This is a genomic window from Kitasatospora sp. NPDC005751, assembly GCF_040630835.1.
In the GTDB taxonomy this organism is placed as follows: Bacteria; Actinomycetota; Actinomycetes; order Streptomycetales; family Streptomycetaceae; genus Kitasatospora.
On sequence record NZ_JBEXYC010000091.1, the window covers coordinates 1 to 16,872 of the forward strand.

Consider the following 16,872-nt stretch of genomic DNA (forward strand, 5'->3'; position numbering starts at 1 on the left):
CGTTCGGCGCGTTCGGCGCGTTCGGCGCGTTCGGCGCGTTCGGCGCGTTCGGCGCGTTCGGCGCGTTCGGCGGGGCGCGCCGGGGCCGGCGCCCGGTGCGGAGCCGCGCGCGGCACATCCCCCGTGACGGCACGGCCCCGCGCGTGGGGAGCTCTCAGTTCGGCGGCGGGTCGATGACCTCGCGGACCGAGACGAGTTGGCTCAGGCCCGAGACGGTGAGCAGCGGGCTCAGGAGCGGGTTCGTGATCAGCCGGATCCGGTGGGCACGCGCGAAGAGGACGGTGAGGCCGGCGCTGTCGAGGTACTCGACGGCGCTGACGTCGACGGTCAGGGGCGTGTCGGACTCGGGGATCCGGTCGATGGCCGCGGCGAGTTCGTGGGCGTTGGCCAGGTCGATCTCGCCGGCCGCCCGCAGCACGGGCAAGCCGCCCGGGCCGTGGCCGGGGGTGAGGACGAGCGCGGTGGTCATCAGGCGATCCTTAGCTGCATGTCGACGGTGGTGCCGCCGCTGCCGGGGGTGATGGTGACCTGCTGCATGAGGGCGTTCATCAGGGCGACGCCGCGACCGCGGTCGGTGTCGGCCCGGTGTCCGGGGATCTTCCAGTGGCCGCTGTCCGCGACGGTCAGGCGCAGCTCGGCGGCCGTGGCGACGGCGGACAGGCGGATCCGGGCGCCCGGCGCGTCACGGTGACCGTGTTCGATGGCGTTGGCGCACGCTTCGCCGGCCGCGACCAGGACGCTCTGCACGGTGGGCGCGGGCAGCCCGCACCGGTTCAACCAGCCGCGGAGGCTGTTCCGGACGGGGGCGAGCTGCCCGGACTCCGCGGGGAAGGTCAGCTCCAGCGGGGCGGGGTGGCGGTGGAGCAGGATGGCCACGTCGTCGTCGTACCCGTCGTCGGGGGCGAGCGCGGCCATGAGGCGGGCGGCGAGGTCGTCGACCGGCAGCGCGCGCCCTTCCCGCAGGATGGTTCCGGCCCGGTCGACGCCTTCGCTCAGGGGGCGGCGGCGGCGTTCCACCAGACCGTCGGTGTAGAGCAGCAGGGTGGAGCGCGGCGGCATGGTGCACCGGACTTCGGGCCGGTCCGCACCGGTCCGGACGGCGAGGGGCAGCGCGTTGCCGTCCTGGAGGAGGACGGTGGTCCCGTCGGGGTGGGTGAGGACGCCGGGAGGGTGGCCGGCACTGGAGTAGACGAGGTGGCCGTCGGCGGGGTCGAGCACTCCGCAGAAGACGGTGGTGCACATCGCCCCGGGGATGTCGGCCGCGAAGCGGTCCAGGGCCGCGAGGGTGCGGGCGGGTGAGGGGTCCTGGAGGAGCAGGGCGCGGCAGGCGCTTCGGAGTTGGCCCATGACGGTGGCCGCGGTGAGCCCGCGCCCGACGCAGTCCCCGACCACGATGCCGGTGCGGCCGTCGGGGAGGGCCACGATGTCGTACCAGTCGCCTCCGACCTCCAGGGGGCGGGTGGCGGGCTCGTAGCGTACGGCGAAGCCGCCGGGCAGGTGGGAGGGGCCGAGGATGGCGCGTTGCAGGGTTATCGCGGTCTCGCGCTGCTGGTCGATCCGGTGCACTCGGGCCAGTCCCTGGGCCAGGCGGCCGGCCAGTTGGGAGAGCAGGAGCCGGTCCTGTTCGGTGAAGGGTCGCGGCCCTTGGCGGTCGATCCACAGGAGGAGCGTGCCGCGCGGGTGTTCGAGGACGATGCCGGAGCCGTCGGCCCGGTCGGTGACCGGGGTGAGGGCGGGGCGCGTGCCCAGGGCGGTGAGGGTCTCGCGTCGCTCGGCCGGCAGGTCGTCCCAGCGCTGTTCCGGGTCGGTGGCGATCAGCACCGGGGCCCCGTCGGGCGGGAACAGCACGGCGAGGACGGTGTCGGCCCGCCAGACCCGTCGCAGCTCGGCCATGGCCGCGGCCATGGCGTCGGGCAGGGTGGCGGCTTCCGCGAGGCGCGTGCCGAGCGAGGCCAGGGCCGTCGCCCGTTGCGCCGTGTGGTGCTCCGAGGTGACGTCACGGACGGTGCCGACGATGACGCGGCGCCCGCTCTCCGGCTCCTGGACGCGGTTGAAGGCGGCTGCCACCCACACCTGACGGCCGTCGCGGTGGGTGGCCGGGATGGTGCAGGTGCCGTGCTCCCGGCCGGTCAGTTCGGCGAGGGCGTCGGCCACCAGCCGGTGGGCGTCGGGGTCGGCGTCGCGCTCGGGCCACCACGGCTGGGGGTACCGGTAGGGCAGGCCTTCGGGCCCGTAACCGAGGATGGTGGTGAACGCGGCGTTGACCTCGATGACGTCGCCGTGCTCGTCGCAGACGAAGAACCCCTCCTGGAGGGAGTCGACCAGGGCTGTGCGCCAGCGCGCGTGGCGGTTGCGCAGCCGTGTCATGTCGATGGTGGCGCGGACCCGGGCGAGCAGTTCCGCGGCGGCGAAGGGTTTGACCAGGTAGTCGTCGGCGCCGGCGTCGAGGCCCTCGATGGAGGCCTCCTGTCCGGCGCGGGCCGAGAGCAGGATGACGGGGACGGCGGCGGTCCGCGGGTCGGCGCGCAGCGCGGCCACGAGCCGCACACCGTCGAGGCCGGGCATCATGACGTCGCTGACGACGAGGTCGGGGGCCTCGGCACGGACCGCCTCCAGCGCTGCCAGCCCGTCGGCGACGGCCCGGACCAGGTAGCCGGGGCCGGTGAGGAGCCGGCTGAGGTACTCGCGCATGTCGGCGTTGTCGTCGGCGATCAGGACCCGGGCGCGGGGCTGGGCCGACCGCCCGCCGAGGGGCGCGGCGCCGTCCGGCACCTCGGTGGACCGGGAGGGGTCGGCCCGGTCGTTCCCGGGGAGCCAGCGCAGCGCCTCCTCCAGGTAGGGGTCGGCCGCGGCCGACGCGCGGGCGGGCGCCGCGGGCGCGGGGGCGAGGGCGTCCTGGGGGAGGTGGGCGTGGCCGAACGGCAGGCGGACGGTGAAGGCCGTGCCCTCGCCCTCCCGACTGCGGGCGGTGATGGTGCCACCGTGGGCCTGGACGAGTTCCTGGACCAGGGCGAGTCCGATGCCGCTGCCCTCGTGGGAGCGCGCGCGGGTGTTCTCGATCCGGTGGAACCGTTGGAAGAGGCGCGGCAGCTCGGCGGCGGGAACCCCGACGCCGGTGTCGGTGATGGTGACGACCGCGTGGTCGTCCTCACGGTGCACGGCGACGCCGATCGAGCCCTCGAAGGTGAACTTGAGGGCGTTGCTGAGCAGGTTGAGGACGACCTTCTCCCACATGTCCCGGTCGATGTGGACGGGCTCCGCCAGCGGTGGGCAGTCCATCGTGAAGGCCAGGCCGGCCTTGTCGACGGCGGAGCGGAAGACGCTGGCCAGCTCCGCGGTGGTCGCGGCCAGCTCGACCGGTTCGTAGCTGGCCCGCAGGTGGCCGGCCTCGATGCGGGAGAAGTCGAGCAGGGTGTTGACGAGCCTGCCCAGCCGCAGCCCGTTGCGGTGGATGACGTCCAGTTCCTCCCTCGTGCGCGGATCGGCGTCGGCCAGCCTGGTCCGAAGCTCTTCGAGCGGGCCCATGATCAAGGTCAGGGGGGTGCGGAACTCGTGGCTGACGTTGGAGAAGAAGGCGGTCTTGGCCCGGTCGAGTGCCGCGAGTTCGTCGGCGCGCTGCTGCTGGGCCTGGTACTCGCGGGCGCCGGCGACCCCTGCCGCGACGTGGCCGGCGGCCAGCTCGACGAATCCCCGGTAGCCCTCGTCCGCTGCCCGGTAGCGGTTGAGCGCCGCCACCAGGAAGCCGTAGGGCGCGTCGCCCCGCCGCAGCAGCGGGACGACCAGGGCATGGGTGGGCGGAGCCGGCCGGCCGAAGGTGGGAAGGTCCGCGAACGCGGGACCGTCGAGGGCGACGACCACCGGTTCGGCCTGCGCCGCCCGCGCCGACGGCCACACCCCGGGTGTGCCGCCCGGGGGCAGGAGCGCCGGGGCGGCGGGGTGCCCGGCGGGCAGGCCGGTCGCGGCGGCCAGACGGGCGGACCCGTCGGGCGACGCCAGATAGGTCAGGACGAACGGCAGGTCATGAGGATTGGCGGCGAGCTGGCGGGTACTGAAGGCCAGCGTCTCCTCCTCGGTGCGCACCACGCTGAGGTCCGAGCCGAGGTCCCGCAGGGTCGCCATCCGCCGCTCGCCGATGACCCGGTCGGTCTCCTCGCTGACCACGCACAACAGGCCGCTCACGAGGCCGTCGTCGTCGCGCAGGGGACTGTAGGAGAAGGTGTGGTAGCTCTCCTCGGGATATCCGGAACGCTCCACGAACAGCAGCAGCGCCTCGTCCCAGGTCGCCCGGCCCGTGGTCAGCACGGTCCCGATCCGCGGGCCGATGTCGTCCCAGATCTCCGCCCACACCTCGCTCGCCGGCCGGCCCAGCGCCCAGGGGTACTTCCGGCCGAGGGTGTCGTGCCGGTAGGCGGCGTTGCAGAAGAACGTCAGGTCCTCGCCCCAGGCCATCCACATCGGGAACCGGGAGGAGAGCAGGATGCTCACGGCCGTGCGCAGGCTCTGCGGCCAGCCGGTCGGCGCACCCAGCGGAGTCGCCGTCCAGTCCACCGCCGCGAGATCGCGCCCGACCTCGCGGTCGCCTTCGAAGATGTCGACACCGGCACCCGCCGTCGCCCCGTACTCGACTCCTTCGGGCTGGCCCATCCGACGCGTCCTCTCCTTCCGTACGGTTCGCACCGGCGACCATCCGCACCTCGCGCCACCGGCTCCGACCGTCGCCCCGTCCGTGTCGGGGCACCCGGCCCCATCGTAGGAGCCACGACGCCCCCGTCTGCCCCGGACGGGCGTTCCGAGTCGTCCGATGACAGCGCCGCGGGCGCCGCCCCCGCCGCGCGGGAGGGAGCCGGACCCGTGCGCGAAGACGCAGGTTTGGCCCGCCGCGTCCGTGGCATACGGGTGCGGGACAGCCCGTGAGGTCGGGCATGATCGATGGAGAGTGCCCAAGTGGCGGATAAGGCAATGTCGGTGCGTTTGGTGGAGCTCTTGACGGAGCAGCGGAAGGCGCTGGGTTCGGCCTGGGTGGACGCGGTGTCGCGGACGCTGCGGGGGCGGATCAGTGAGGCCGAACTCGACCGCGAGTTGCAGGAGCTGTTGACGGCCCTGGTGGAGGGCCTGCGCCAGGGGGGTTTCGACTGGCAGGGCGAGGACTTCGCGGAGGTGCGCGCGCTGCTCACCGAGCTGTCGCGTAACCGGGCCCGTCAGGGTTTCACCACCACCGAGACCGCGACCAGCGTCCTCGCGTTCAAGGCCATCCTGGCGCCGACGACGGACAGTTCGGCGCAGGACATCACCGTCTACCTGCACCTGTCGCAGTTGATGGACGCGTTGGCGTTGTTCACGATGGAGGTGTACGCGCGGACCCGTGAGGAGCTGATCAGCGCGCAGTCGGAGCAGCTCCTGGAGCTCTCCACCCCCGTGGTGAAGCTGTGGGACGGTGTGGTGGCGGTGCCGCTGGTCGGCACGCTCGACTCGGTCCGCACTCAGGTGGTGATGGAGAAGCTGCTCCAGACGCTCGTGGACACGGGTTCGGAGCAGGCGATCATCGACATCACCGGGGTGCCGGCGGTGGACACCGAGGTCGCCCAGCACTTGCTCAAGACGGTGGTGGCCGCGCGGCTGATGGGCGCCGAGTGCACCATCTCCGGCATCCGCCCGCAGATCGCGCAGACCATCGTCGCGCTGGGCATCCAGTTCGGGGACATCGTCACCAAGGCGACGCTCGCCGACGCGCTCAAGCACGCGCTGCGCCGTGGTGGTGTCGACCCGATGACGGCTGGTGGCCGGCCGTGACCGAGCGCGTACCTGTTCTGAAGATCGGCGATGTGCTGCTGGTGTCCATCCAGGTGGATCTGGAGGACCAGACCGTGTTGGACCTCCAGGACGACCTGGCCGCACGGATCGTGGCGACCGGTGCGAGCGGGGTGGTGATCGACATCACCGCGGTGGAGATCGTCGACTCGTTCGTCGGCCGGATGCTCGCCACCACCGCCGCGATCTCCCGCATGCTGGACGCCGAGACCGTCGTGGTGGGCATGCGGCCCGCCGTCGCGATCACCCTGGTCGAGCTCGGGCTCTCGCTGGGGGGCGTGCGTACCGCGCTCAGTCTGGAGAAGGGCCTGGCGATGCTGGGCCGGTCGGCGGGCGACCGCGGTTCGGTCCGGTCGTGAGCGGTCTCGCGCCTACGCCCGAGGGTGAGCAGGAGTGTATTCCGGTCCGGTCGAATGACGACGTGGTACGGGCCCGGCAGTTGGTCCGCTCGCTGGCCCAGCGTTGCAAGCTCTCCCTGGTCGACCAGACGAAGCTGGTGACCGCCGCGAGTGAGTTGGCCCGTAACACCCTGGTCTACGGCGGGGGTGGGGTGATGCGGACCGGGCTGGTCCGGCGGGACATGCGTCTGGGTGTGGCGGCGGTCTTCGAGGACAACGGGCCGGGCATCGCCGACGTGGACCTCGCGCTGACCGACGGCTGGACCTCGGGCAGCGGGCTGGGTCTGGGTCTGAGCGGCGCACGGCGTCTGGTCGACGACTTCGTCCTGGACACCGAGGTCGGCCGCGGCACGCTGGTGTCGGTGATCAAGTGGGCCCGGTGAGTGCGGTGTTGCTGGGGACCGAGGACGTCGCCTGGTTCCGGGACGAGGATTCCATGCCGGCGGCGGCGCGCGGGGCCGCCGCCGCGCTGGCGCGCCGGATCGGCCTCGGTGACCAGCGGGCGGCCGAGGTCGCGCTCGCGGTGAGCGAGGCGGCGACCAACCTGTGCCGCCACGCCGTCGACGGTGCGCTGCTGTTGAGGGTGGTGCGTACCGCGACGGACGCCGGTCTGGAATTCGTGGCCGTCGACGCGGGGCCTGGGATGGCGGACGTCTCGCGTGCGCTGACCGACGGGGTGTCGTCCGCGAGCACGCTGGGGATCGGGCTGGGTGCGATCTCCCGGTTGGCCGATACCTTCGACGTGCATTCGTTGCCCGGGCGGGGGACCGTGCTGGCGGCCCGGTTCTGGACGAGGGAGGCCGCGGCGGCGGCCCGGCTGGCGGGTGAGCCGGTGGTGGCGGGGTTGACGAGGGCGATCAGTGGTGAGGAGGTCTGTGGGGACGCGTGGGCGGCGCGGTCCCTGGCGGCGGCGGGGGACGGCCCGGGGGTGGCCGGTACCGACCCGGCCCCGCGTGGCGGCGCGGCCTCCCGCGTCCCCCTGAGCTGGGCGGCCCTGGCCGGCCTCGACGCCCCCGCGGCGCCGCGAACGGCGCCCGTGCGCGAGGAGAGGGGCGCCGCCCCGGATTCCGACGCCCTGCTCCTGATGTTCTGCGACGGCCTCGGACACGGGCCGCTGGCGGCCCGGGCCTCCCGGGCGGCGGTCGACGCCTTCCACGCCTCGCGGGCGACCAGGCCGGACGCCGTGCTCGCGGACATCCACCGTGCGTTGAGCGCGGGTCGTGGTGGCGCGGTCGCGGTGGCGTCGATCGGGCCGTCGGCGGGGCGGGTGGTGTTCTGCGGGGTCGGGAACGTCAGTACCTTCGTCCTCGATCCGGCGACCGGCGGCCGGCGTTCGCTGCCCTCGGCGCCCGGAATCGTCGGCCACCACCTGCCGTCCCTGCGGACGATCGAGCAGGACCTGCCGCCCGGCAGCGCGGTGATCATGCATTCGGACGGGCTGACCGAACGGTGGCGACCGGCGGACCTGCCCGGACTGCTCGGACACATCCCGCTGGTGGCGGCGGGCCAGCTGCTGCGTGAGGCGGGCGTGCGTCGGGATGACGCGGGTGTGCTCGTGGCGAAGGGAGCGTGGTGAGCTTGCCGGGCGGTACGGGTACCGTCCATCTGATGACCATCTCGGTCGCCACCGAGCAGGACACCTTCGCGTTGCGGCGCTGTGGCCGGGCGGTCGCCGGGGTGTTCGGTATCGAGAACCAGGACCAGGTCAGGCTGGCCACCGCGCTCAGTGAGTTGGGGCGTGACCTGCTGACCGCGACCGCGTTGACGGTGGAGTTCGCCGTGACGGGCGGGGTTGCGGCGGCGTTGCAGGTGACCATGTGTTGGCAGGGCGGCCCGGGGCCGACTCCGGAGGCGCTCGGTGCTGTGGCCCGTCTTGTGCAGTTGAGGCGGGCGGAGGGGTGTCTGGTCGTGGAGCAGCCGCTGCTGGGGTCCGGTGAGTCGCTGGCCGGTTTGATGGACGAGGCGCGTGCGGTGCTCGGGGCGCATGGCGGGTCGTCGGCGGCGGAGGACGCGCGGGCGCAGACCAGGGACCTCATCGCGGCGTTGGGGGAGTCCCGTGCCCAGCGTGAGGAGTTGCAGCGGCTGAACGAGGAGTTGGGGGAGACCAATCGCGGGGTGGTGGCGCTCTACTCCGAGTTGTCGCAGGAGTTGGAGGAGACCAATCGCGGGGTGGTGGCCCTGTACGGGGAACTGGAGGAGAAGTCGCGTCAGCTCCGGGTGGCCAGTGAGGCGAAGACCAGGTTCTGGGCGAACGTCAGCCATGAACTGCGTACGCCCGTCAATTCCGTGGTCGGGCTGGCCGGGCTGTTGCTGGCGAGCGGCGCGGGGCGTCTCGACGAGGATCAGCGTGAGCAGATCGGGCTCATCTCGGCGTCCGGGAGCACTCTGCTGACGCTGGTGGACGAACTGCTGGACGTCGCGAAGGCGGAGTCGGGGCGGCTGGAGCCCGTCTGGGCCCGGGTGGATCTGCGGGCCCTGCTCGCCGAACTGCGGGGCACCCTGGGCGTGCGCGCCGGTGAGGGTGTGACGCTCGCCATCGCCGACCCGACGACGGTACCGGCGTTCGTCAGCGACGAGGTGATGCTCACCCGGATCCTTCGCAACCTGCTGTCCAACGCGCTGAAGTTCACCGAACGGGGCAGCGTCACGCTGGACGTGGCGCTGCGGGAGGCTCCGGAGGGCGAGGAACTGGTCCTCACCGTCGCGGACACCGGCGTCGGGATCCCGCAGGAACAACAGGAACGCGTCTTCGAGGAGTTCTACCAGGTGCGCGGCGCGCACCAGCGGGGCCGCTCCGGCACCGGCCTCGGCCTGCCCTACGCCCGCCGTCTGACCGAGCTCCTCGGCGGCACCCTGACGCTCACCAGCGGCCCGGGCGAGGGAACGCGTGTCGTGGTGCGGCTGCCGGTGCCGGGACCGCCGGTCGAAGACCCGCCGGCCCGGGTGGCGGTACTGGTCAGCGTCGACGACGACGAGGCCTACCGGGCGAGCGTCCGCCCGCTGCTCGGTGAACTGGCCGAGCGGATCGTCGAGGTCTCCGAGGGCGGCCGGGCCGTGGAGACTGTCCGGCGCGAGCGCCCGGACGCCGTCCTGCTCGACCTGCACATGCCGGACCTGGACGGGTACCAGGTCCTGGCGCAGCTGGCGGCGGACGCCGAGCTGTGCGCCGTCCCCGTCGTCGTGATCACCTCCGCGAGCACGGCCGGTCTGGAGCACGACCGGCTGGTCCACGCCCGCGCCGTCCTGGAGAAGGCCACCTTGAGGTCCCACCAGCTGGCCGCCGCCTTCGCGGCGCCCGCCCGAGGCAACCACCCCGGTGACCACCCCGGTGGGCCGGTCGCCGATGGACGGAGCGTCCGGTGAGCGCCGGTCCCGCCGCCGACGGCGCGGCCGCCACCATCCTGGTCCTGGACGACAACGACATCAACCGCTACCTCGTCCGGAGCTGGCTGGTGCGCGGCGGCCACACGGTGGTGGAGGCCGCGGACGGCACCGAGGGCCTCGCCCTGCTCGCGGCGGCCGGTGACCAGGACCTGCCCGAACTCGCCGTGGTCGACGTCCGGTTGCCGGACATGAGCGGGTTCGAGGTCTGCGAACGGATCAAGGCGGACCCCAGGACCGCGTCCGTCCCGGTCATCCACATCTCGGCCACCGCCATCGAGGTCGACGACCGCGCCCAGGGCCTGCACCGCGGCGCGGACGCCTACCTCACCGAGCCGATAGCCCCGTCCGAGCTGCTGGCGACCGTCACGGCGGCGCTGCGCTACGCCCGCGCCCGCCGTCGCGCCGAGCGGCTGGCCGCCCGGGTGGCGATCCTCAACCGCACCACGCTCGCCGTCCACGGGGTGAGCGGCGCGGAGGCCTTCACGGCGCGAGCGGCCGCCGGCACGGCCACCCTGATGTCCTCCCCTGCCGTCGCCCTCGCCCTCAGCCCGGACGAGCAAGCCCTGCAGGTGGCAGTCGTCGACCGGCCCGCCCCGGACGGCGCCACCACCGCCCCCCGCCTGAGCACGGCGGACGCGGGGCTCCTGGACCGGTTGACGGACCACGCGCTCGGCGACGCGACGGGCGCCGAGACCGCCGTCCTGTCCCGCGCCGACTGGCACGCCCTGGCCGCGCGTCTGGACGCCGGGCTCACCGAGCTCCTGCCCGGGGAGGTCGCGGTGCTCCTGACCCGGACCAAGCACGGCCGGCCGCCGGTCGCGCTCGTGGTGGACGCGCCCGCGACCACCGGCCCCGACGACCGCGGGCTCTTCTCCCAGCTCGGCCAGGCCTGCGCGTTGGCGCTGGAGGCGATGCGCGCCCGCAGCGAGGAGCACGCGCTCGTCCTCACCCTGCAGCGCACCTTCCTGCCCGACCGGCTGCCCGAGGTGGCCGGGGTGGATCTCGCCGTCCGCTACAAGCCCGCCGCCGACCACACGGAGATCGGCGGCGACTTCTACGAGGCGATCGAGACCCCGGCCGGCCTGCTGCTGGCGATCGGCGACGTGGCCGGGCACTCCCTCAAGGCCGCGATGGTCATGGGCGAGCTGCGCCACGCGCTGCGGGCCTACGCGATCGAGGGGCACGACCCGCGGACCCTGCTGGAGCGGCTGGACGCGTTGCTCGTGCGCCTGCGGCCGACGATGACCGCCACCGTCTGCCTGGTGCTGGTGGAACCCGGCGGACGGCGGATCCACGTGGCCAACGCCGGCCACCTGCCGCCGCTGCTGCGCCTTCCCGACGGATCCACCCGGTACCTCACCGAGCACGGGATCCTGCTGGGTCTGAACCTGCCGCACCCGCCGGCCGTCTCCCACGCCGTTCCGGCCGGTTCCACGTTGCTGCTGCTCACCGACGGTCTCGTGGAGGTGCCCGGTGAGGATCTCGACGAGAGTCTCGCCGCCCTCGGGCGTGCGGTGTCCGCCGCCGGGCAGGGGCTCGATGAGCTGTGCGACCAGTTGTTGGACGACTTCGGCAAGGCGAAGACGGACGACATCGCCCTTCTCGCAGCGAGAATCCACTGACCGTCCCGCACGAGCCGATCCGAGCCGGTGCGTACCGCACGGGCGTCCCCGGCTCCCGTTCCAGTCCTTCCAGGAGTTACGGTGCCCGACTTCGCGTTGGCCATGGCCGTCCACACCCATCCGTCGGGGGCGACGGTCCTCACCGTCACCGGGGAGCTCGACTACCACACGGCCCCGCGGCTGAGCCGGATGGTGGAAGGGCTGCCGCTGGCCGCCGCCGTCCCGCTCGTCCTGGACGTCGGGGGCCTGTCGTTCTGCGACTCGATCGGGGTCTCGGCGCTGATCTCCGGCTACCAGCGCGCCACCGCGGCCTCGGCGCCGTTCGCCGTCGCGGGCGCGGGCCGGGACCTGACGCAGATCCTCCAGATCACCGGCATCGACCGCATCTTCGGCCTCTACGAGAGCGTGGACCAGGCCGTCGCGGCCTGCGGCTGACCGGGCCGGCCGCGGGGCCCGCGGCTGATGCGACAGGACAGGGAGCAGACCCGCCGGCTCCCGGCACGTCCGACCGGCTACCCGGTGGCCGGGCCCACCGAACGCCGACCGGGACGACCAAGGCCGCAGCCGCCCTCGATCGTCACCGCGCGCCGTTCCCGGAGCAGCCGCGTCGTCGACGCCCCCGCAGGAGAGCGAGCAGCGCCGGCAGTCGGCGGGGCATTCGTACTGGCCGACGCACAAGCCGCGGGTGACGCGCACTCCGGGAGGCAGGAGCCTCGGCCGCCAGAGCCCGTTCGACTTCCACCGCGGCGGCCTCCTGGCGATGGAGGCCGCCGGTGTACTGCTCCCGCTCGCGCCGCAGCGAGGTCGACCGCGCCAAGGCCAACGCCCGCGTAGCAGCAGCCGGCCCCGCTGTGCCGGCGGTTCCAGCATCCACCGGAACCCGGTCGGCGGCGGCCGCGCCCATTGCAACGGCCGCTGCACCCGGCCCGGCCGCGACTGCTGCACCTGGCCCGGCCGGTGCACCCTCCGCCCCGCCGGCCGACGACGTCCGTTGGGGCGAGGACGGACACCACCTCCCCGTCAGAGGAGTCGTTGGTTCCTTCGTCCCGCCACCACACGAGCAGGTCGACGCCCGTGGGGGAACGGCGCAGCCCGTCCTGCCACTGCTCGCCCCAGGGCCCTCAGCGATGGGTCCACTGGTGCGCCGCCTCCTTCACCGGGGCCTCGTCCGGTGGCGGCACGGCCTCGAGCGTGTCTGCGGTCTCGGGCCCCGTGCTGGTCGTCCTGCGCCATCGCCACCCCACGACCGCACCCCCGGCTCTGTCTCGACAACGGTCCGGCCTGACGACAGCGGACTGCCGGCGGGCGAACCCGACGATCGTAGAGGCGCTCCCGGACACACGCCCGGATGATTCGCGTGGGTCCCGCCCCGGGACCGGACCGGTGTACCAGGGGGCACCGAGCCGGGGACAGCCGGCGCATGAACGGGACAAGATTGCCGCTAGAGTGCTCGCCGCAGATGTGGGTGGACCGCGAGGGCGCCTCGGCGGTCGGAAGGGGGAGGCGTGGTCGAGATCGTCGTCACACAGGAGGCCGGGCGGAGCTGGGACGCCGTCGCCGACGAGGTGCGGGCGGTGGCGACGGGGCTGGCCGAGCGGGTGGGGAGGCGAACGGGCCTCGGGCTCGGGCCCGAGCTCCACGTCCGGCTGCTCAACCCGGACGCCTATGCCCTGGCGCACGAGGCGCACGAGCGGCGGGTCAACGAGGCCTTGCTCGCGAGCGACCTGCTCTACGCGATCCCGGACCAGGCGCGTCGGCTGCGGCTGGAGGCGGACCTCCGCCGCGCCGACGGCTCGTACTCCGGCGGAAACCGGAAGTTCGGCTGTCTGCCGTCCAGTCGGGCGGTCCCGGGGACCGACGGCGGCTCCACGATCCTGCTGGTCCCGGCACTGCTCCGGCGGAGTGCCGGGACGGTGAGCCGGGACGCCCTCCGGTCGGTCCTCGCCCACCAGCTCGTCCACCAGGCGCAGTTCGCACTGTGGGGGCCGTCGCTGAGTATGGACCTGCGGGCCGCGCACCTGGTCCATCGGGCCACGCGCGCCGCCGTCGAGGAGTTCCGGAGCCTGAGCGCCGTACTGGAGGGCCACGCACGATTCACGACCAGGGAACTGCTCGCGGCCGACTACGTCGAGGAACGGAAGGCCGGCCGCCTCCTGCGTCTGCTGTGGGGACCGAACCGGGGTCCGGCAGTGTATGACCGCGGCGAGGACTGCGTACGGAAGGCGGTGGAGTACGGCGTCACCGACCTGCTGCTCCGCCTTCGGGCCGATCCGACGCTGGTCCCGGACCGCCGGGAGCTCCTGGACCCCGATGGCTGGGTCGCCCGTCTCACGACGGCGGACGAGCCGGTGCGTCAGGAGCCGGCCGGCCCGGCCTGAGCGACGGGGTGCGGTCCATCGTCCAGCTCCAGGGCCAGGGGGCCAGGGCATATTTGAAGTCGATGCGGCAGCGGACCGCCTCCGCAGCCTGACGGCCCGACAGGCCGAGCAGGAACTGCAGCACGCAGACGGTGGCAAGTTGGGCGGGTGAGGGAGTGGGGCGACCGTCGCGCGGGTACCAGCCGGCGAAGTCCTCGTCGTGCCACAGCCCCGCGTGCAGGAGCTGGCCGAGCACCGTGTCACCACACGCTGTTCGGCGTCGATGCTGTAGCGGCTCAAAGGGGTCCGCCTCCAGAATCGGCGCAAGCTATATCGCCGAGGTGACGTTCACCGGTGCGGACCGAGTCCGCGACGCGATCCACAACCTCACCGGCTTCGACTCGCTCTACCCGAAATACAAGGGCGGACGGCCCAGGACCTTCACCCTGCCCGAGCGCCGGGGGGTCAAAGAGGCCGCCAAATCCAAGCAGGCCGAACACGGCCTGCCCTTCTCGACCTGGAGCCTGGCCGAGCCGGCCGAGTTCCTGGTCGCCGAGGGCGTGGTCGACGACGTCAGCCACGAGGGCCTGCGCATACGATGGCGGCCTTCGTCCTCACGATCCTCTCTCTCGCTTCCCAGGTCCGCAAGGACGGCGGCGCAAGGCAAGTGATGTGACACGCCGTGGCAGACTCGACGCCATGATCACCCCCCTGTCCGAGCCCAGCACGCGACTCTCCGACCCCGGCACCCTGCTGCTGGACTACCTCGACTACTACCGCTCCGTGATCGGAGCCAAGATCGAGGGACTGGCCGACGAGGAGCTGCGCACCAGCCGCCTCCCCTCCGGCTGGACGATGCTCGAACTGCTCAAGCACCTCGTCCACATGGAGCAGCGCTGGCTGCGATGGGGATTCCGCGCCGAGCCGGTCCCGGCCCCCTGGGGCGACCGCGGTCCGGAGGACCGCTGGCACGTCACCCCGCAGGAGAGTGCCGCCGACCTCCTCACCGCCCTGCGTGCCGGTGGCGAGTACACCCGGGCCGTCGCCTCGGGAACGCCCCTGTCCGCCGTGGCCGCAGCCGGCGGCCGCTTCCCCGACGACGGTACCGAGCGCCCCACCCTGGGCTGGATCCTGTTTCACGTCCTCCAGGAGTACGCCCGCCACGCGGGCCACCTCGACGTCGTCCGCGAACTCACCGACGGCGCCACCGGCGAGTGACACCCGCGCACGGGAAGTCGGCCCCGCCGACTTCCCGTGCGACCGCCTACCTGGCTGCCGCGCTGCCGCATCACGCAACGTTTGCCCTGGCGACGACCGCGCGCAGGCGTTCGCCGGCGGTGTGCCTGCCGCAATGGGGACGCTGGCGGCAACGCCACCCCGATCTACTCGGACAAGGCCGCAACCTACGGATGAAGTTTTCGGCACCCCTAGATGGTCGGACGCCTGGTCAGGATCTGCTTGAAGTCCAGTTCCCACGGGCTGGAAGCATCAGTGTCTCCGGAGTTCCGCGGCCTCTGGGTCCATCGGCAATTCCGCAGTACGCCGCCAGCATGACGGATCGTCGGCCGTAGCCGAGCGACCTGTCCGACGCCCGGTGGGCCCTGGTCGAGCCCACCCTGACCGCCTGGCGCCAGGCTCGAACCGAACGGGCCCTCGCGTTCGGCCGACCCCCCTCCCCCGAGCACGAGCTGCGGGACCTGACGGAATTCTTCTCCGCCCCGAACCCACCGGCACGAGGCCCGATCGACGCGTCGCCCCGCGCCACGTCGGGTGCCGCACCGCCCGGCGGATCGGCCCCCCTCAGTCCGCGGTGGGCCAGTCCCAGCCGAGCTGCAGGAAGAGGCCGAGCCGGTCGGAGACGCCGCGGATCTCGCTGATCCGGCCGTGGGTGAGGGTGAAGACGAAGATCGCCTCGTTCTCGAAGCCGCGGCCGGTGGGGCTGGGCATCCGGGGATGGCTGCCGGAGCTGACACCGGTCTGGGTGATCCGGGCGACGACCGAGTCGCCCTCGGCGATCAGCGCGTCGACCCGGGCGCGGTACGGGGCGAGAGCGGTGAGCTGGGTCTCGATGGCCGCGAAGGCCGCGCCCGGCTCATCGGGCTCGCCGTGGATGATCTTGTTGTGGTCGACCACGTCGGCCGCAAGATAGTCCCCCAAGTCCCCGATCCGCACCTCGTTGAGTGCGTCGAAGAACTCCCGGACGAGCTTCTTGTTCTGTTCCACGGTCAGGGCGGAGGTCATGTTCCCGGCTCTCTCTTACGCTGTAAGGATCGATCTGGGGATACCCTGTCCTTACGGCGTAAGAATGTCAAGGAGGGCCGATGGCGACGACCGGCAGGCGGGTGGGACTCACCCGCGACAGGGTGCTGCGCACCGCACTGGAAGCGGCGGGCCGGGAGGGTGTCGAGAAGCTGTCCATGCGCCGGCTGGGTGCCGAGCTCGGCGTCGAGGCCATGACGCTGTACCACTACGTCCCCAACAAGGCCGCCCTGCTCGACGGCCTGGTGGAGCTGGTGCTCTCCGCCGTCCGGCCGTCCTTCGAGGGCCCCGCCGACCAGTGGCCGCAGCGGTTGCGGGAGTTCGCCGTGGCCCTCCGGGCCGAACTGCTGCTCCATCCCGGGGTGATCGCCCTGGTCGCCACCCGGCCGGTGCGCTCCTCGGCCGCACTGCGCGCGGCGGAGGACGCCGCAGCCGCCCTCGGCCGCGCGGGGATCCCGCCGGTCCGAGCGCTGCACATCGTCAACGCGGTGAGCACCCTGGTGCTGGGGCACTGCCTCGCGGAGGCCGCCGCCACGCCGGGGCACGAGGACGAGCCGACCGATGTCCACGTGGACGCGTCCCGGTTCCCGGTCCTGGCGGCCGCGGTGGCCGGCGGCCTCGGGACCCCCGCCGACCACCAGGCGCGCTTCGACCTCGCGCTGGACGCCCTGCTGACCGGCCTGCCGGTAGGAGCCGACGAGCGCCGTTGAGTGGCCGCGACCGTCGGCCCTGGGGCGCCCCGGGGAACGGGGTTCTCGTCCGGACGGGTGGCCGTCGGCATGACCCCGGACGAGTCGGGCAGACGGACGTCACCTGCCCGACTCCTCTCCCGGAGGTGCACATGTCCACTGCCATGGTGCTGCTGGTCGTGCCGCTCATCGTCGCTGCCCTCGTGACCGCGTTCGCGCCCCCCGGTAACCACCGAGGGGCTGGCCCCCGACCGGCGCGCCGAGCCGGGGACCGCCGCCCGCGCCACGCCCGTTCCTGAGGGTCGCCCGCGCTGCGCCGGGGGCCGGCGGGGTGGAACCGGGACATCCCGGTTCC

Annotated in this window: 13 protein-coding genes and 2 pseudogenes; 11 read left to right on the forward strand and 4 right to left on the reverse strand. The window is 73.1% G+C overall.

Features of this window, described 5'->3' with window-relative positions; genetic code table 11:
• Positions 1-154: 154 nt before the first annotated feature.
• Complete coding sequence (locus ABZ497_RS34935) at positions 155-469, reverse strand: STAS domain-containing protein (protein ID WP_359811680.1); 315 nt, start codon at positions 467-469, stop codon at positions 155-157.
• Positions 469-4,644: a SpoIIE family protein phosphatase gene (locus tag ABZ497_RS34940; protein WP_359811683.1), complete on the reverse strand. Its 4,176-nt coding sequence runs from the start codon at positions 4,642-4,644 to the stop codon at positions 469-471. The genes ABZ497_RS34935 and ABZ497_RS34940 overlap by 1 nt, the downstream gene beginning before the upstream one ends.
• Positions 4,645-4,929: 285 nt before the next feature.
• On the opposite strand from ABZ497_RS34940, the gene ABZ497_RS34945 reads away from it, so the two are divergent.
• The 8 genes from ABZ497_RS34945 to ABZ497_RS34980 all read left to right on the forward strand — a co-directional run bounded on the left by ABZ497_RS34945 (position 4,930) and on the right by ABZ497_RS34980 (position 13,590).
• Positions 4,930-5,790, forward strand: a complete 861-nt coding sequence (locus tag ABZ497_RS34945; RefSeq protein WP_359811686.1) for an STAS domain-containing protein — start codon at positions 4,930-4,932, stop codon at positions 5,788-5,790.
• Positions 5,787-6,167, forward strand: coding sequence for an STAS domain-containing protein (locus ABZ497_RS34950; protein ID WP_359811688.1), 381 nt, complete (start codon positions 5,787-5,789; stop codon positions 6,165-6,167). Before ABZ497_RS34945 ends, ABZ497_RS34950 begins: the two co-directional genes overlap by 4 nt.
• 38 nt (positions 6,168-6,205) lie before the next feature.
• Positions 6,206-6,589: an ATP-binding protein gene (locus ABZ497_RS34955; RefSeq protein ID WP_359811710.1), complete on the forward strand. Its 384-nt coding sequence runs from the start codon at positions 6,206-6,208 to the stop codon at positions 6,587-6,589.
• Positions 6,577-7,782, forward strand: coding sequence for an ATP-binding SpoIIE family protein phosphatase (locus ABZ497_RS34960; protein WP_359811691.1), 1,206 nt, complete (start codon positions 6,577-6,579; stop codon positions 7,780-7,782). The genes ABZ497_RS34955 and ABZ497_RS34960 overlap by 13 nt, the downstream gene beginning before the upstream one ends.
• A gap of 32 nt (positions 7,783-7,814) precedes the next feature.
• Entirely contained in the window at positions 7,815-9,569 is a 1,755-nt protein-coding gene (locus tag ABZ497_RS34965) for an ATP-binding protein (RefSeq protein ID WP_359811694.1), read from the forward strand.
• Positions 9,566-11,212 (forward strand): fused response regulator/phosphatase, encoded by a 1,647-nt coding sequence (locus tag ABZ497_RS34970; protein ID WP_359811696.1) that lies wholly within the window; start codon positions 9,566-9,568, stop codon positions 11,210-11,212. The genes ABZ497_RS34965 and ABZ497_RS34970 overlap by 4 nt, the downstream gene beginning before the upstream one ends.
• An 81-nt stretch (positions 11,213-11,293) precedes the next feature.
• The gene (locus ABZ497_RS34975) at positions 11,294-11,647 is read left to right on the forward strand and encodes an STAS domain-containing protein (protein WP_359811699.1); all 354 of its coding nucleotides are present in this window, start codon (positions 11,294-11,296) and stop codon (positions 11,645-11,647) included.
• A 1,070-nt stretch (positions 11,648-12,717) separates the two neighbouring features.
• Complete coding sequence (locus ABZ497_RS34980; RefSeq protein ID WP_359811702.1) at positions 12,718-13,590, forward strand: hypothetical protein; 873 nt, start codon at positions 12,718-12,720, stop codon at positions 13,588-13,590.
• Positions 13,591-13,633: 43 nt separating this feature from the next.
• On the opposite strand, the pseudogene ABZ497_RS34985 reads toward ABZ497_RS34980, so the two are convergent.
• Positions 13,634-13,798, reverse strand: a pseudogene (locus ABZ497_RS34985) (transposase); the annotation flags it as partial.
• A 97-nt stretch (positions 13,799-13,895) separates the two neighbouring features.
• Here ABZ497_RS34985 and ABZ497_RS34990 point away from each other — a divergent pair.
• Together ABZ497_RS34990 and ABZ497_RS34995 are read left to right on the forward strand one after the other, a co-directional pair.
• Positions 13,896-14,165 (forward strand): annotated as a pseudogene (locus ABZ497_RS34990) (helix-turn-helix domain-containing protein); the annotation flags it as partial.
• Between the two features lie 103 nt (positions 14,166-14,268).
• On the forward strand, positions 14,269-14,787 hold the full coding sequence (locus ABZ497_RS34995; RefSeq protein ID WP_359811704.1) for a DinB family protein: 519 nt from the start codon (positions 14,269-14,271) through the stop codon (positions 14,785-14,787).
• A 582-nt stretch (positions 14,788-15,369) separates the two neighbouring features.
• Here the strand turns inward: ABZ497_RS34995 and ABZ497_RS35000 are convergent.
• Entirely contained in the window at positions 15,370-15,810 is a 441-nt protein-coding gene (locus ABZ497_RS35000; protein ID WP_359811706.1) for an ester cyclase, read from the reverse strand.
• Between the two features lie 80 nt (positions 15,811-15,890).
• On the opposite strand from ABZ497_RS35000, the gene ABZ497_RS35005 reads away from it, so the two are divergent.
• Positions 15,891-16,538, forward strand: a complete 648-nt coding sequence (locus tag ABZ497_RS35005) for a TetR/AcrR family transcriptional regulator C-terminal domain-containing protein (protein WP_359811707.1) — start codon at positions 15,891-15,893, stop codon at positions 16,536-16,538.
• The last annotated feature ends 334 nt before the right edge of the window (positions 16,539-16,872 follow it).

What these genes read in the sequence shown, in the direction of transcription:
- ABZ497_RS34940 (WP_359811683.1), bottom strand. Translation starts at nt 4,644, where the DNA reads ATGGGCCAGCCCGAAGGAGTCGAGTACGGGGCGACGGCGGGTGCCGGT.
- ABZ497_RS34945 (WP_359811686.1), top strand. Translation starts at nt 4,930, where the DNA reads ATGGAGAGTGCCCAAGTGGCGGATAAGGCAATGTCGGTGCGTTTGGTG.
- ABZ497_RS34965 (WP_359811694.1), top strand. Translation starts at nt 7,815, where the DNA reads ATGACCATCTCGGTCGCCACCGAGCAGGACACCTTCGCGTTGCGGCGC.
- ABZ497_RS34935 (WP_359811680.1), bottom strand. Translation starts at nt 469, where the DNA reads ATGACCACCGCGCTCGTCCTCACCCCCGGCCACGGCCCGGGCGGCTTG.
- ABZ497_RS35000 (WP_359811706.1), bottom strand. Translation starts at nt 15,810, where the DNA reads ATGACCTCCGCCCTGACCGTGGAACAGAACAAGAAGCTCGTCCGGGAG.
- ABZ497_RS34995 (WP_359811704.1), top strand. Translation starts at nt 14,269, where the DNA reads ATGATCACCCCCCTGTCCGAGCCCAGCACGCGACTCTCCGACCCCGGC.
- ABZ497_RS35005 (WP_359811707.1), top strand. Translation starts at nt 15,891, where the DNA reads ATGGCGACGACCGGCAGGCGGGTGGGACTCACCCGCGACAGGGTGCTG.